The sequence below is a fragment of the Nitrosospira multiformis genome (assembly GCF_900103165.1).
GTDB lineage: Bacteria > Pseudomonadota > Gammaproteobacteria > Burkholderiales > Nitrosomonadaceae > Nitrosospira > Nitrosospira multiformis_D.
Map to the genome: position 1 here is coordinate 2018101 of NZ_FNKY01000001.1, position 15492 is coordinate 2033592.

The following is a 15492-nucleotide window of genomic DNA, read 5'->3' on the forward strand; positions in this document are numbered from 1 at the left end:
GACCATTCCATGAACATGATCGCCAAATTCAACCACATATTCAGCGGTGTAAACGCTCGCAGCCTGACCGGCCCGTTACTGATACTCATGATTCTCGGCATGATGGTGTTGCCGCTACCGGCTTTTGTGCTGGACATGATGTTTACTTTCAATATCGCGCTCTCCATCATGGTATTGCTGGTCAGTATTCATACGCACAAGCCATTGGAGTTCGCGGTATTCCCGACGGTGCTATTGCTCACGACCTTATTGCGGTTGTCGCTGAATGTGGCTTCAACCCGCATTGTGCTGATGGAGGGCCATACCGGCCCGGATGCGGCCGGCAAGGTGATCGAGGCATTCGGTCACTATCTGGTGGGAGGCAACTACGCGGTAGGCATTGTTGTGTTCATTATCCTGGTGGTGATCAACTTCATCGTGATCACCAAAGGCGCCGGCCGCATTGCGGAAGTTGCTGCGCGCTTTACACTGGATGCGATGCCAGGCAAGCAAATGGCGATCGATGCCGATTTGAACGCCGGTCTGCTGGGCGAGGAGGAGGCGGGCAAGCGCCGTACCGCTATCGCTCAGGAAGCGGAATTCTACGGGTCGATGGATGGCGCCAGCAAGTTCGTTCGCGGCGACGCGATAGCGGGCATCCTGATTCTCTTCATCAATGTGATCGGCGGCTTGCTTGTCGGCGTACTTCAGCACGACCTGGACATGGCCACCGCTGCCAAGACCTATACGCTGCTCGCCATCGGGGATGGCCTGGTGGCGCAGATCCCTGCGCTCATCATCTCCACCGCAGCGGGCCTGGTAGTGAGCCGCGTCGGCACGGATGAGGATATCAGCGGCCAGCTCGTGAGCCAGCTTTTTTCCAGGCCGCAGGTACTGGTCCTTACCGCCGCCATCATCGGCCTCATGGGCCTGATACCCGGCATGCCGCACATTGCCTTCCTGTTGCTGGCCGCTGTGCTGGGCGGTGGCGCGTACATGATGACTCAGCGCGAGAAGCGGGCCGCGGGGCGAGTGGCGGTCGCACCTGCCGTACAGCCTGAAGTCCAGGACGCGAGCTGGGACGATGTAACGCCGGTCGACGTTCTGGGGCTTGAGGTGGGCTACCGGCTGATCTCACTGGTGGACAGGGCACAGGACGGGGAACTCCTGCGGCGGATCAAGGGCGTACGCAAGAAGTTCGCACAGGAGATCGGGTATTTGCCGCCATCGGTACACATTCGCGACAATCTGGAGCTGCGCCCCAATGCTTACCGCATTACCCTCAAAGGCGTTGCGATCGGTGCCGGCGAGGTCAACGTGAGCCAATATCTGGCAATCAACCCCGGCGGCGTCTCCGGCACCTTGCCGGGACTCGCCACCAGCGACCCCGCCTTTGGACTGCCGGCCGTCTGGATCGAGGCCAGCCAGCGTGATCAGGCCCAGATAATGGGTTATACCGTGGTCGATCCCGGCACGGTCGTGGCGACTCATTTGAACCATTTGATGCATACCCATGCAGCGGAATTGCTTGGCCGCCTTGAAGTGCAGCAGTTACTCGACCGTGTGGCGAAAGATTCACCCAAGCTGGTGGAGGATCTGACTCCCAAACTCCTCCCGCTTTCCACCGTACAAAAGGTACTACAGAACCTGCTCGACGAGAGTGTCCATATTCGAGACATGCGGACCATCATCGATGCCATGGCTGAGCATGCCGCCCGGGTGCAAGACCCGCACGAATTGACGGCTTTGATTCGCATTGCCCTGGGTCGCGCGATTGTTCAGCAAATCTGGCCCCAATCCGGCGAATTACAGGTCATGGCACTGGATGCTGGGTTGGAAAGGTTGTTGACACAGGCTCTGCAAGCGAGCCCGAATAGTGCCGGCATTGAGCCGGGGCTGGCCGATACCCTGATGCGCGAAGCCGCGGGGGCGAGTCAGCGCCAGGAGCAGGTAGGCCTCGTTCCGGTATTGCTGGTACCCGCGCCGCTGCGGACGCTATTAGCACGCTTTCTGCGCAGGGCGCTTCCACAGCTCAAGATCCTGTCGCACGCCGAAGTACCTGATTCCAGCAACATTAAAGTTACCTCTATTCTGGGAGCAAGAGCATGAGCATTAAACGATTTTTCGCAAAAACGACGCGTGACGCATTGCATATGGTGCGCGATGCGCTCGGGCCCGATGGGGCGATTATTTCTAATCGCGCGGTGGATGGGGGCATTGAAATACTGGCATTGGGTCCCGACGACATCACGGCGCTGATGCCGCCGTCTATAGCGGACGGGATTGAAGGTGCTTCAACTCCGGGCAATGGAGCGCGGGAAGTCGAGTTGCTCAGCGAACCGCTAATCGAACCGCTGAATCAGGCGCGGGACATGGACCCCACTGCCACAGGAAAGTTTGCTGAACGTGGAGTGCCGGCCGATGCCGGAGTCAAAGATTTGCCGCGGCTTCATTTCCCCGTTTTTGACGGGAACCAGGAGCAGCAAGCCGAACGCTGGATCATTCCGGATCTTTCGGCTGAATCCCGTCAAACGAAAAGCCGGACGCTGTCCGGAGTGCATGAGGCGAAGGCGAAACCGGATTTCATCAACGGAGACGACCATGGGCAGTCTACTATAGGGTCTCGCAGCTGGGCAGACATATCAATGGAGCGGGTAGTGGGCCGGATAACGGGTGGGCGGGAGCCGGTGGATCTGCCAGCTCCGGAATCCGGGACCCCTCGCAAAAAACGGCGTGCCGCAATCAATCCACGCGAAAAATCCAGCCCGGGGACTCAAGTTACCCGAGCTACCCGAGCAGCTCCGGTTCCTGCAAAAAAAACACCACCCGTATTTGATCCCCGTCAGATCGCTGACGAGGTTGCCGCAAGCGTACTCAGCGAAATCCAGTCGATGCGCGGCACTCTGGAACAACAATTGGCCGCACTGAGCTGGAACGAACAACAACGGCGTTATCCCATACGCGGGCAAGTGTTGCGTCAACTGCTGGCGGCAGGCTTTAGCGCCTCCCTTGCACATGATTTGCTGGATCGGTTGCCCGTAGGACAACTTACGGGACAACGGACGGGACAACCCACGGAACAATTCGCGGAACCCATCACGGGTCAGGAAGGACAGCGGGCGGAGAAGCGCGAGAAAGATGCGATGAACTGGGTAAAGACGGTATTGGCAGGCAATCTTCCAACGATTGGCAACGAGAACGAAATGCTTGAAAAAGGTGGTGTTTACGCGCTGGTGGGGCCAACCGGTGTGGGTAAGACCACTACCACGGCCAAGCTTGCAGCGCGTTGTGTCGTGCGCCATGGGTCGGACAAGCTGGCGTTGCTGACGACGGATGGTTACAGGATCGGCGGGCACGAGCAACTGCGCATCTACGGCAAGATTCTGGGCGTCTCGGTCTACGCGGTGAAAGATGCCCAGGACCTGACCCTTGCCTTGGCGGAGCTGCGAGGCAAACATATGGTACTGATAGACACGGTGGGGATGGGCCAGCGCGACAAGATGGTAACCGAGCAAGTGGCAATGCTGGCCGGATGCGGTACCGGGATCAAACGTTTGCTGTTGCTCAATGCGGCATCCAGTGGGGACACGCTGAACGAAGTGGTTCACGCCTATCAGGGCGATGACCTGGCGGGAGCCATCATCACCAAACTGGACGAAGCGGTTACCACGGGTTGCGTGCTTGACACGGCGATCCGCCATCAGTTGCCGCTTTACTATGTCGCTACCGGCCAGCGTGTTCCGGAGGATCTGCATCTGGCCGATTCCACCCATCTGGTTGACAACGCATTCAACAATCTACCCGTCGCATCCCCTTTTGCTGTGCCGGAGGATGCCTTGCCGATGCTCATGGCGGGTGTAAAGAGGGGTATGGCGAATCCGGATAGTAATGGAGCTTATTTTGGCTAATCCAACCGAAGACCAGGCCGAGGGATTGCGCCGCCTGCTGGCGCAGGACTCCCCGCATATCATAACCGTCGTATCGGGCAGCGTGGGGGCGGGCAAGACAAGTACCGTAATCAATCTGGCGGCGGCCCTCGCGCGCAACGGCAAGGATGTGCTGGTGATCGACGAGAATGCAGGTGCCACCAATCTGGCTGGCACGCTGGGACTTAGCGCTCACCGCGACTTGCTGGACGTAATCCGGCGCGACAAAACGCTCGATGAAGTGATAATTTCCGGCCCCGATGGAATCCGTCTTTTGCCGGCGGGGCGCGGTATGCCGGTACTCGGGAAGCTGGGCCTGCCTGATCAGACCCACCTGATCAATTGTTTCGACGGTTTTTCGCAGCCGATGGACGTCCTATTGATCGACGCTGCGCCAGGCCGGATCAGCCGGATGCTGTCCCTTGCCCTTTCCAGCCATGAAATTGTGGTGGTGGTTTCGCCTGAACCGGCCTCGATTACCGCGGCGTATGCATTGATCAAGCATATCAGCGGTGACCATGGCATCCAGCGGTTCAGCGTGCTGCTCAACAGGACCGTCATCGAGACCGAAGCGCAGATGATATTTGACAACATGGCGGGAGTAGCGAGCCGCTACCTGGCAGTCTCGCTCGATTTCATGGGTTTTATCCCGCCGGACGACAAGCTCAGGCAATCGAACCGTCGCGGGCACTCGGTAATCGAAGCATTTCCGGCCGCCATTTCAGCGACGGCGTTCCGCCGCGCGGCGGAGGCGCTAACCCACGGGCCGCGCTGCGAGGGTGAAGGCAATGAAAGCAACGAAAAGGGACTGGGAGGCTTCATGCAATGCCTGATGCAGGGCAGTCAGAGCCAACGTCAGCATGCCAGCAATAATGGCGGTAATCAGGATGGTTCCATCAAACAAAGCGCCTCCAATCACCCCGTCAAGCAAGGTGATCGCAGCAGCCCGGTCAGGCAGATCAATCGTAATAACATAGCGGCTAAGGGTCCAAAGGGCCCGGTGGTGAGACATGTATAACGCGGCCGGGGTCATCGATAAAAAACAGTCACTGGCCGAATTTGCGCCCCTGGTCAAACGCATCGCTAATCATATGATTGCCAAACTACCTCCTAGCGTGGAGGTGGACGACATGATCCAGGTAGGCATGATCGGCCTGATGGACGCACTGAGCCGTTATGAGGAAACCGCAGGCGCCCAGTTCGAAACGTATGCGGCGCAACGTATCCGCGGTGCGATGCTGGATGAACTGCGCCAAATGGATTGGCTGCCCCGGGGGGCGCGCAAAAGTATGCGCCAGATCGACGCGGCGGTTCATGCGTTGCAGCAACGTTCAGGCCGGGCCCCTACCGAGGCGGAGATAGCCAGCGAGCTCAAAGTGCCTGTCGCCGAGTACCAGCAGATGCTGCTGGAAGGCCGGGGGACACAGCTTATCCATTACGAAGATTTTCTGGAAGATGGCGACGACGATTTTCTGGAGCGCAATTGTGCCGACAGCAGTGCCGACCCCCTGGCGAGCCTGCTGGACGACAATCTGCGGGAGGTGCTGATCGACGCGATTGCCAATCTCCCCGAGCGGGAGAAAACGCTGATGGGGTTGTACTATGAACAAGAGTTGAACTTCAAGGAGATCGGCGCGGTTCTCGGCGTGTCCGAATCCAGGGTATGTCAGATACATAATCAGGCGGTTTCGCGGCTGCGCGTCAAACTCAAGGAGTGTGCATGGACTTCAATAGCGTAATTGGTGTAGTCATTGCTTTAATCGCCGTCTTCGGCGGCCAGGTGCTGGAAGGCGGCCACCCCGGCTCGCTTCTCCAGCTTACAGCCTTTACGGTCGTGCTGGGGGGGACCCTGGGGGCGGTGCTGTTGCAGAGCCCTGTGCGTCAGTTTGTATTGGGCATGAAAATGAGCCGCTGGGTATTTGTTCCGCCGCTACTCGACGCTACCGCGTTGGTGGAGCATATCGCAGCCTGGAGCACTACTGCGCGTAAAGAGGGATTGCTGGCGCTTGATCCGCATATTGCGGGTATCGACGACCCATTCGTGAAGAAAGGACTGCAACTGGTGGTGGATGGCACCGAGCCGCGGGAATTGAAGCGGGTGCTGGAAGTAGAGATCGAGACTTTCGACGATCTGCATCGCCAGGGGGCCAGAGTGTGGGAGGCGGCCGGCGGATATGCGCCGACTATAGGCATTCTGGGAGCGGTGATGGGGCTTATCCAGGTGATGGAGAATCTTGCTGACCCGGCTCATCTGGGTGCCGGCATCGCGGTGGCATTCGTGGCGACCATTTATGGCGTGGGGCTGGCAAACCTGGCATTTCTACCCATTGCCAACAAGCTGAAATCGCTTATCGCGCGCCAGGTATTAATGCGGGAAATGCTCGTGGACGGGCTGGTGGGAATCGCCAATGGCGAGAACCCGAGATTGATTTCGGGTCGATTGAAAGGATATGTGGTGTAAGAAATGCATACGGTTTGCCATTGGGCTATTCGCGAACCAGAGTCCGAGCCCGAATTTCAACCTTGCGTTGCAAATACAGTTTTATGCAGGATAGTTGGGACGAAGCATAACCCGGAATATTTTCCACACAACAACGCGGCCACATTATGACAAAGTATCGGCGCAATTTCCTCAGGGGTGACAGAACTTTTTTCGACGCCATGCTCGCCGGCCGTAACCAAGGCCTGCTGGTAAACCATATTGCAGCCTTATGGGCATCATGGCGCAATGTTAATGCCGTCTATACATCCGGCATCGAATTGAAATCATATAATCCGAGAGTCGGGCTAAGAAACCTAAGGAAGCGATTACCTTGAAGCTCAGTATGCGGCGCGGTCATAGGCCGGAAGAGCAGGCAAACCACGAGCGCTGGCTGGTATCCTATGCGGACTTCATTACGTTGCTGCTCGCGGTTTTTGCGGTAATGTATGCGCTCTCCCAGGTAAATGAGGGCAAATATCGCGTGATGGCCGGTTCGCTCCTGAATACTATCGCCAAGGAACAGGGTCGCCGCGATAACCTGATCGTGGCACACGAGCCGGCGCCGCCGCCGATTGCACCGATCGACGACCTGGCGGCAAAAAGAGCAAGCCGCATTGGGGAAGCGCAGCTCCGGCAACAGGAAAGGATGCGCATCATCGCCCGCGATATCATGGCGGCATTCGCTCCGCTCGTGAAAGACGGGCAAGTGCGGATGACCCAAAGTGAGCGCGGTGTTCGTGTGGAGATCAACGCCAGTGCGCTGTTCCCGCTTGGCGAGGCGACGCTGCAGGGAGATTCCATCAAGGCACTTAACGCCGTGGGGCAAGTGCTACGGAACAGCGAACATGCGATTCACGTGGAAGGGCATACCGATGACATACCAATCATAACTCCAAAATTCCCCTCCAACTGGGAACTATCGGCGGTGCGTGCCAGCAGCGTGGTGCGATTGCTGATTGAAAACGGCGTTCAGGCAACAAGGCTTACGGCGGTGGGTTACGGTGAAAACCGTCCCGTGGAATCGAATGACAGCGAAGAAGGCCGCGCACGCAACCGGCGCGTCACGCTGATGATCCTGTCCAGCTTGCCTGATGTTTCATCCGATAGCTTTTCCGATACCGAAGATTTACCCGCTGCTGCCGTGCCTGATCCCGCATCCGATCCTTTGCCTGGCATCTCAGCTTGATTGATTAACCTAAATCCGTTCTGTAGCGACTTACCATAAAGGTGAAAGTCGTCCTGGAAAAAGACGTTAAGAATCTTTTTATGGGCGGTCAACTGCCGAATTTAGGAGTAGGAGGTCACCGCCATAATAAGGATAATAGGGCGCGGTTTACGAAGAAATTGTTGCACCGAGGGGCCCATCATTGGGAAGCTCTATTCCCCAAATTTCCCAGAATGTTGCTGCAACGTTGGGTCAGGCGGCTTCTACTGCATTAACCAGGCGTAAATAGTTGTAAGGGCAGGTAACGAAATATGTTAATGAATAAGAAATGCAAAGATTTACTTAATTTAGCTGACCAGTACGTAATGAGCGACAAACGAGAGGAAGCCAAGGGGTTATTGATGAGGCAATCCTTCTTGCCCCAACCAATAAACGGGTCGTTTCAGATTCCATAAGCATTCTCAAGTCTGGGGAGTTATACAGCAGCGCAAGAAAGTATTACGAAAATTACCAAGCGCTAACGGGAGAGAAACTGATAGCTTATTATGAAGGAATCATCCAGCGGGAACAGGAGAACTTAATGGTGGATGACATCCCCGTCTTCGATCTAACCCTGGGATCGATCCGGTTTAAAAGGATGTCGGATCTGGAACGTGGAAGTCTTTTCAGCTATGTCTCAACCTCAACACCAGTTGAGGAAATCGAAGTTTCGGAACAGGGATTAAACATTACTCAATCCAAAGTGAAGTCTGCATACAAATGGGATGAGATCACCCGGGCGAGCATCGTTACAAGAACAATATTTAAGGGCATAGGAGTCACTGGCCGTGATGAGCCACAAAAGATTATCACGCTGGAGGCACCGGGGAAACGATTCCAGTTCGACATCTCGCCAACTTTTCCTGATCTGAAAGGAACAACGCTGCTGCGTACGATCGTGACCCACTATCTGACCATTGAAGAGATTGATGAGAGAGTACCCGGATTTAAACCTCGAAAAGACGATCCTATCCGGAATCTGAACCAAGGTGAAAATCGCAGGATCTGGATGGTTGTTGGTGCATTCCTTCTGTTCGTTATATATCTTATTTATGAACGCGCTAGCTCTTGAGTAGCGGGCCACTCATTGACAGTCAACCCAAATTCAATTCAATGGTTAGCCCCAATTAAATTTGTAAGCTATTGGATTTATTAATTCTTCACTTGACTAATGTACGCTTTTTTCTGTTTCGTGAAGCAAGCGAAATAGTCCCGAACATGGGGGAAATGCGGAGGAGAATCAGCCTTCGCCGAGCTGGCGTCCGCCGGAGAAAAGTGTGGGCTGCCCATCCGCGCCGTACAGACCGGCACTACGGGTTGCGGCTTGCAGCACCGAGAGTGCCTGCTGGTTATAGCGCAGACGCTGACCGATGAGAATGCCATTGATTTTATTAAGCTGGCTGGCGGTTTCCGCCAGTTGAAGCAGCTCCCGCCAGGCATCGGCGGCACCCGGACTATCGCAGCTTTGTAATCCCTGTTCCATGCCATTGCGATCCCGCGTATAGCCGAGTGTGACAAGCCAGCGGTTGCGTACATCGGCCAGCCGAATCAGCTGCTGTGCTTGCTGCGCTTTTTCCTTTGCCAGCGTCAGCAGTGAAGAAACGTCCGCCTGGCGCAACGCGCGCTGCTCCCGCTCCAGGAGGTCAATGAAATTTTGCGTCTCATCACGCTCGCAGGTAATAGCGGCGAGTGGATCAAAGACCATAGCTTGCATGTCAGGTCTGCCTGGTCTGGATCAGGTCGCGCACCGTTTCCAGCAGACGATCCGCGACTTTCTCAGGATTCACGACGAAATGACCCTGGCTGATTGCCTGCTTGATTTCTTCGACTCGCGCGGCGTCGAATACTTCGCCATTGGCGAGGTTTTTCTCGATACTCCGCAGTTGCGTACTTAACTGAACACTATCATTCGAATTTGCGACATCCTCGGTTCTTTGCCCGGTCTTGCCGGGGCGTGCCTGCGTATCGCTTAGTGATACGGTAGTCTGGATGGAATTGTCAATTTTCATGGTATATCTCCTACGGTTGACCATAAATAGTTTAACGGCGGCTTGGCGGAAAACTTGAGGTTAATCCAGATTAAGAATGATTTGAATAGGCTGTAAACAGCCTTTTCAGGAGAAAGCTGCCTCATCACTTTCAACCGGGCTCCCGCAGTAACCGCCTTAGTAGCTTACTTCCACTACCGCACCGGGGCGAGCGATCCCGCTCACAACGGGGCCCGACGCGCTTCGAACCTGTACCAACTGTCCATCCAGCGCGTTGCCGAGGGCCCTGCCTTCCGCGCTCACACTGAATCCACGTCCATTCGAAACCAGTTTCACGCTCTGGTTTACCATCACGGCTGCCTGTGCACGCAGCATATCCTGGCGCAACGGACTGCCGAACGGGATGCTGCCGGCCATTGTCCTGCCGAAAGCCTGGTTAACGTCGGTTACGATGCCGGGCGGCAGTTGGGTCAGGTCTCCCCTGCGAATTGTCACATCCGCGGCGGTGAGCATCTGTCCATGCGTCAACGGTCTGGCGCTGACCACATAATCAGCTACTACCTTCACGGTGGCACGTACGTAAACGGTCCAAGGGTGCGGCACGGCACAATTTACTATCACGGTCGTGTTGCCCCATGGGCGGCTGCCAGGCGGCAATGCTGGCTCAAGGGCCGCGCAGGCCGGAAGATTGACCCGTGCATCCACCGCGCCGGGCGCGATTTCCACTTGCCCCGGCAAACCCGCCGACTGGGTGCGCAGGAAGTGTGCGACCGCTTCCTGTATAAGGCGCGGGTCTTGCTTCCCGCTGGTTGATGCCAACGCCGGCTTTGATCCGGAAAAAATGGCAATCAGAGCCAGGCAGAACGATAACCGCCGCAAATACGTGATATGCATGATGAGGTTCCTCCAATAATGTTTTCCGGATCGGTGAGCCGAGAATGAGGGCCATTCTAGCCTGCACCCGCCGCAAGCAGCAGCCGGAAATGAAGCCGGTTTCGCTCGCTATTCGTTGGATTGCCCGGATGCGGCTTCACTATCATATTGTCATCATCGGCCTGGAATCGGCGAAGGACCGGGGAACGGATGCAGCTCATTGGTGGATACAGAGTTTCAAAGCCCGGATATAAGGGAATTTTGCCTCGCTGCTTGGCCATTTGAATGAAATCGCCATGCAATACCATGCTTATGCAGCATTTAACGGCAAGAGAATGCACGACTTGAGGAGATTTTATGATTGACAAGCTTGATACGGCATTTCGTTTTTATCAGGACTCCGCCAATTTGCGAGCCCACCGTCAGCAATTGATCGCTTCCAACATCGCCAACGCGGATACACCAGGCTACAAGGCGCGTGACATTGACTTTAAAGCCACGCTACAGGGTGCGCTGACGGGTAGTGGAGCAGTGACGCTGGCCACTAGCGCAGCCCATCATATTGCCCCCGACACCAGTAGCGCATCGGGTGGCGGCGGCGCGCCCTTGCTGTACCGGAGCGTCGTGCAGGGCAGTGTGGATGGCAATACGGTCGATATGGACGTGGAGCGAAGCCAGTTTGCCGACAACGCGATCCACTATGAAGCCAACCTGACGTTTATCGGCAACCAGATCAAAATGATGCTGGCTGCTATTCAGAGCTAAGGAGAAACATACCATGTCACTGTTCAATATATTTACCGTTGCCGGCTCGGCGATGACGGCCCAGAACCAGCGTCTCAATGTGGTTGCGAGCAATCTGGCCAATGCCGATAGCGCGGTGAGTTCCAACGGACAGCCTTACAAGGCCAAGCAGGTGGTATTCGTAAGTACCCAGCCCGCGGGAGGGGCCGAAGCGGGCAGCTCCGCCAGTAGCGTCAATGGTGTCAGGGTGGGGAGGGTGATCGAGGATCAATCGCCGATGAGAATGGTGCACGAACCCAGCCATCCGCTGGCCAACAAAGAGGGCTTCGTGGCCATGCCCAATGTGAATGTAGTGGAAGAGATGGTCGATATGATTTCAGCTTCGCGCTCATACCAGAACAACGTGGACATGATGAATACCGCCAAGACACTGCTGTTGAAAACTTTAACCATCGGACAATAAGGAGAATCACCATGAGTTCTGTTCAAGATACCGGACCTGCTTCCAATCTATTTACGTCGTATAACACCAAGAATGCCGCGAAGCCAGCTGCAGAAGATCCGCAGGACCGGTTCCTCAAGCTATTGGTCACTCAAATGAAGAACCAGGATCCTCTAAACCCTCTCGATAATGCTCAAGTGACTACCCAGCTTGCGCAAATCAGCACCGTAAACGGTATCGAGAAGCTAAACGCCACGCTGCAAGGCATGGCAAGCGGCATTACCGCAGGACAATCCCTGCAGGCTGCGAACATGATCGGACATGCCGTTCTCGTACCCGGTTCAGCATTGCAACTGGCGGGCGGCGGCGGTGTATTCGGTGTTGATCTGGCTCAGCCCGCGGACAATGTAAAAGTGACCATATACGATAGCGCCGGCCAAGCGGTACGGGTCATGGATCTGGGTGCGCAAGTAGCCGGGCCGCTAACCTTGCAGTGGGATGGCATGTCTGATAACGGCACGCCCGCAGCTGACGGCAACTACACCATGAGCGTCAGCGCATTACGCGGCGATCAAAAGGTTGATGCGCAAACGCTCGCGTTTGGTACCGTCCAGGGTGTTTCCCAGGGAAGCCAGGGTATTCAGCTGAACGTGGGGGGCGTGGGATCGGCGAGCCTGGCGGATGTCAAACAGATTTTTTAAACAGGTATTTCCGAATATTCGCAGGAGCGCCGGAGAAGTATTAACCCGATTTGTCTTCCCTCCCTGTTTCCCAGGGTGAAACGACCTTTACTAAGGAGTGCATCATGAGTTTTCAGCAAGGTTTAAGTGGTCTGAACGCAGCAGCAAGGAACCTGGATGTCATCGGCAACAACGTCGCCAACACCAATACGGTGGGTTTCAAGCAGTCGCAAGCGCAGTTTGCTGACGTTTACGCCAATTCGTTGTCGAACGGAACTCAGCCGGGTCTTGGTGTCAAGGTGGCCGCGGTTGCGCAGCAATTCAGCCAGGGCGGCATTACTGCTTCCAACAACTCACTGGATATCGCGATCAGTGGCAATGGCTTCTATCGTCTGAGTGACCAAGGCTCCATCAGCTACTCGCGCAACGGTCAGTTTCATCCGGACAAGGACGGATACATTGTCAACAGCAGCGGCCTGCGTCTCACCGGATATACGGCGGATGCCGCCGGCCAGATTAATGCGGGTGCACCATCCGATATTCAGATTTCCACGGCTGATTTACCGCCGCGTGCAACGACTTCGGTGAATACCCTGGTTAATCTGGATTCGCGCGAAGCAGCGCTGAGTTCCGCTGCCTTCGATCCGGCCGATTCAACCACTTACCACAGTTTTATCCCCATGCCGATTCACGACAGTCTGGGTAACTCGAGCACGGTGTCGACTTATTTCGTCAAGACTGCTGCCAATAGCTGGGATGTGTTTGCCGCCAGCGAAGGAACGCTGCTCAATGGCGGGGCACCGCTGGGTGCATTGAATTTTCTGTCTACCGGCGGCCTTGATCCGTCAAGCTCCGCAATATTCAGTGTGACGAAGCCCGTGACCACCGGTGCGAACTCGGTGGTTTTCGATATGGACTTTACCGGCACGACACAGTTTGGCTCCAACTTCGGTGTCAACGCGCTGGCCGAGGACGGCTATGCCTCCGGCCGGTTGACCGGTTTTGATGTCGGTGCCGATGGCATGATCCGCGGCAGCTACTCCAGCGGCAAAATCTTAAACCTTGGGCAGGTTGTACTGGCTAATTTTTCCAATCCGCAGGGCCTGCAGATACAGGGTGACAATACCTGGACGGAGAGTTCGGCGTCCGGCGCCCCCCTGGTGGGGGCGCCGAACACGGGTGGCCTCGGGAGTTTGCAATCCGGCGCAGTAGAAGATTCGAACGTGGAGCTGACCTCCGAGTTGGTCAATATGATCACGGCGCAGCGAGTTTACCAAGCCAACGCTCAGACCATCAAAACGTATGACCAATTATTACAGACATTGGTGAATCTGCGGTAATGAAATAACGAAAATGGGTGATGGATGACGCACCGCCCATTTCCGGCCATTATGAAATACAGGAGTAAAAAATGGATCGCATGATCTATACAGCAATGACCGGTGCCAAGCATACGATGGGGCAGCAGGCTGCCATGTCGAATAATCTGGCGAATGCGAATACCACCGGCTTCCGCGCAGAAACGAGCGTATTGCGCGCGGTCCCGGTCTTCAGCGAAGCCCTCGCGACCCGGGCATTTGTGGTGGATTCAAGTGCGGGCGCGGATTTTCGTCCGGGTACCGTACAGCAAACAGGGCGCGACCTCGATGTGGCGGTAGAGGGGCGGGGATGGATCGCCGTGCGGCTGGAGGATGGCAGCGAGGCCTATACCCGCAACGGCAGCCTCCACGTCAGCGCCAATGGGGTATTGCAGACGCGTGACGGTCTGAATATACAGGGTGATGGCGGCGCGATTGCCATCCCTCCCGGCTCGACCATCACGATTGCGAAAGATGGGACCGTTTCCACCGTGGCCATTCGTCCGGGATCGAACGAGTCGAATGTCGTGCTGACAGCCGGCCGCATCAAGCTGGTCAATCCACCCGAAGCCCAGCTTACGCGTGGTGCGGATGGCCTGTTCCGGCTTGCCGGCGGCGTGGCGAATGAGGATGCCAATGTCACTCTCATCAACGGCGCTCTGGAAGGGAGCAATGTCAACGTCGTGGAGGCGCTGGTTGACATGATTTCGCTGTCCCGCCAGTTCGAGACGCACATGAAATTGTTGAAGAATGCCGAAGGCAACGCGCAGCGGGCGAGTAGCCTGCTCAACCTAAGTTAACCATCGATTGAAGCAGGGGTTGAAGTGGGGCGGGTCAGGGTGAAACCGGAAAGTAAAAGGCAATTGTCCCTCTTTTTCAGGCACTGACTTTGCCCGCTCTGTCATAAGATGCCGCAAATGATTTTCCGTATAGCTTGACCTGGCAATGCCTAACTTTACCCCAGGATAGATTTACTCTCAGGAGATTTACATGATCCGCTCGTTATGGATTGCCAAAACCGGTCTCGATGCGCAGCAGACGCAGATGGACGTCATCGCCAATAATCTGGCCAATGTCAGCACCAATGGATTCAAGCGCTCACGCGCGGTTTTCGAAGACCTGCTCTATCAGACCTTGCGCCAGCCCGGTGCACAGTCGTCACAGCAAACGCAGCTGCCATCAGGCTTGCAGATCGGCACCGGTGTCAGGCCCGTCGCAACCGAACGCGTATTCACCCAAGGCAATTTGCAGCAAACCGGAAATTCGAAGGATGTTGCCATCCAGGGCCAGGGGTTCTTTCAGGTGCTGATGCCCGATGGCACTACCGCTTATACCCGGGATGGCTCGTTTCAATCCGATTCCCAGGGTCAACTCGTGACATCCAGCGGCTATCAGATTCAGCCGAACATCACCATTCCTGTCAATGCCCTCAGCATTACCATCGGCCGCGACGGCACTGTTTCGGTTACCCAGCCGGGCTCCAGCACGCCGGTTGAAGTCGGCTCTTTGCAACTGGCCACGTTCATCAACCCGGTCGGGTTGCAGAGTGTGGGTGAGAATTTCTATGTGGAAACCTTCTCCAGCGGCCCGCCCAACATCAATACACCCGGCATAGATGGCGCCGGGGTGCTCAACCAGGGCTATGTGGAAACTTCCAACGTCAACGTGGTGGAGGAACTGGTCAATATGATCCAGACCCAGCGTGCTTACGAAATCAATAGTAAAGCAATTCAGACCTCGGATCAGATGCTTCAGCGTCTGTCCCAGATGTCATAAGCGATGACAGCGGTGAGAACAGGGATGTATCGGCAATATA

Annotated in this window: 17 protein-coding genes; 14 read left to right on the top strand and 3 right to left on the bottom strand. The window is 55.9% G+C overall.

From position 1 onward, the window contains the following. Window positions 1-9 precede the first annotated feature (9 nt). From flhA to BLR00_RS09070, 7 genes are all read left to right on the top strand, one after another. A complete protein-coding gene (gene flhA, locus BLR00_RS09040) occupies window positions 10-2088 on the top strand; it encodes a flagellar biosynthesis protein FlhA (protein ID WP_107797653.1) in 2079 nt (692 codons plus the stop codon). Then, entirely contained in the window at window positions 2085-3887 is a 1803-nt protein-coding gene (gene flhF / locus BLR00_RS09045; RefSeq protein ID WP_074632048.1) for a flagellar biosynthesis GTPase FlhF, read from the top strand. Before flhA ends, flhF begins: the two co-directional genes overlap by 4 nt. After that, window positions 3880-4923, top strand: a complete 1044-nt coding sequence (locus BLR00_RS09050) for a MinD/ParA family ATP-binding protein (protein ID WP_176759962.1) — start codon at window positions 3880-3882, stop codon at window positions 4921-4923. Before flhF ends, BLR00_RS09050 begins: the two co-directional genes overlap by 8 nt. Continuing rightward, on the top strand, window positions 4916-5644 hold the full coding sequence (locus tag BLR00_RS09055; RefSeq protein WP_074632050.1) for an RNA polymerase sigma factor FliA: 729 nt from the start codon (window positions 4916-4918) through the stop codon (window positions 5642-5644). Before BLR00_RS09050 ends, BLR00_RS09055 begins: the two co-directional genes overlap by 8 nt. Next, the gene (locus BLR00_RS09060; RefSeq protein WP_074632051.1) at window positions 5626-6366 is read left to right on the top strand and encodes a flagellar motor protein; all 741 of its coding nucleotides are present in this window, start codon (window positions 5626-5628) and stop codon (window positions 6364-6366) included. The genes BLR00_RS09055 and BLR00_RS09060 overlap by 19 nt, the downstream gene beginning before the upstream one ends. 352 nt (window positions 6367-6718) lie before the next feature. Next, window positions 6719-7573, top strand: coding sequence for a flagellar motor protein MotD (gene motD / locus BLR00_RS09065; protein WP_107797655.1), 855 nt, complete (start codon window positions 6719-6721; stop codon window positions 7571-7573). Window positions 7574-8132: 559 nt separating this feature from the next. Further along, window positions 8133-8663 (top strand): hypothetical protein, encoded by a 531-nt coding sequence (locus BLR00_RS09070; protein WP_074632053.1) that lies wholly within the window; start codon window positions 8133-8135, stop codon window positions 8661-8663. 168 nt (window positions 8664-8831) lie between these two features. Here BLR00_RS09070 and BLR00_RS09075 read toward each other — a convergent pair whose 3' ends face one another. From BLR00_RS09075 to flgA, 3 genes are all read right to left on the bottom strand, one after another. Next, a complete protein-coding gene (locus BLR00_RS09075) occupies window positions 8832-9305 on the bottom strand; it encodes a flagella synthesis protein FlgN (RefSeq protein WP_074632054.1) in 474 nt (157 codons plus the stop codon). A gap of 1 nt (window position 9306) precedes the next feature. Continuing rightward, a complete protein-coding gene (gene flgM / locus BLR00_RS09080) occupies window positions 9307-9600 on the bottom strand; it encodes a flagellar biosynthesis anti-sigma factor FlgM (protein ID WP_074632055.1) in 294 nt (97 codons plus the stop codon). A 156-nt stretch (window positions 9601-9756) separates the two neighbouring features. Further along, complete coding sequence (flgA, locus tag BLR00_RS09085) at window positions 9757-10473, bottom strand: flagellar basal body P-ring formation chaperone FlgA (RefSeq protein ID WP_074632056.1); 717 nt, start codon at window positions 10471-10473, stop codon at window positions 9757-9759. A gap of 44 nt (window positions 10474-10517) precedes the next feature. Here flgA and BLR00_RS16305 point away from each other — a divergent pair, with 44 nt between their 5' ends. The 7 genes from BLR00_RS16305 (at window position 10518) to flgG (ending at window position 15452) form a co-directional block, all read left to right on the top strand. After that, window positions 10518-10706, top strand: a complete 189-nt coding sequence (locus BLR00_RS16305; protein ID WP_143007634.1) for a hypothetical protein — start codon at window positions 10518-10520, stop codon at window positions 10704-10706. A 103-nt stretch (window positions 10707-10809) separates the two neighbouring features. Then, window positions 10810-11217: a flagellar basal body rod protein FlgB gene (gene flgB, locus BLR00_RS09095; protein ID WP_074632058.1), complete on the top strand. Its 408-nt coding sequence runs from the start codon at window positions 10810-10812 to the stop codon at window positions 11215-11217. Window positions 11218-11230: 13 nt separating this feature from the next. Further along, the gene (gene flgC / locus BLR00_RS09100; RefSeq protein ID WP_074632059.1) at window positions 11231-11659 is read left to right on the top strand and encodes a flagellar basal body rod protein FlgC; all 429 of its coding nucleotides are present in this window, start codon (window positions 11231-11233) and stop codon (window positions 11657-11659) included. An 11-nt stretch (window positions 11660-11670) separates the two neighbouring features. Beyond that, window positions 11671-12339 (top strand): flagellar hook assembly protein FlgD, encoded by a 669-nt coding sequence (gene flgD / locus BLR00_RS09105; protein ID WP_074632060.1) that lies wholly within the window; start codon window positions 11671-11673, stop codon window positions 12337-12339. Window positions 12340-12443: 104 nt separating this feature from the next. Next, complete coding sequence (gene flgE / locus BLR00_RS09110; protein ID WP_074632061.1) at window positions 12444-13658, top strand: flagellar hook protein FlgE; 1215 nt, start codon at window positions 12444-12446, stop codon at window positions 13656-13658. A gap of 71 nt (window positions 13659-13729) precedes the next feature. After that, window positions 13730-14476 carry a flagellar basal-body rod protein FlgF gene (gene flgF, locus BLR00_RS09115; protein ID WP_074632062.1) on the top strand — a complete coding sequence of 249 codons (747 nt, stop codon included), beginning with the start codon at window positions 13730-13732 and terminating at the stop codon, window positions 14474-14476. 190 nt (window positions 14477-14666) lie between these two features. After that, entirely contained in the window at window positions 14667-15452 is a 786-nt protein-coding gene (gene flgG / locus BLR00_RS09120; RefSeq protein ID WP_004175440.1) for a flagellar basal-body rod protein FlgG, read from the top strand. Window positions 15453-15492: the final 40 nt, after the last annotated feature.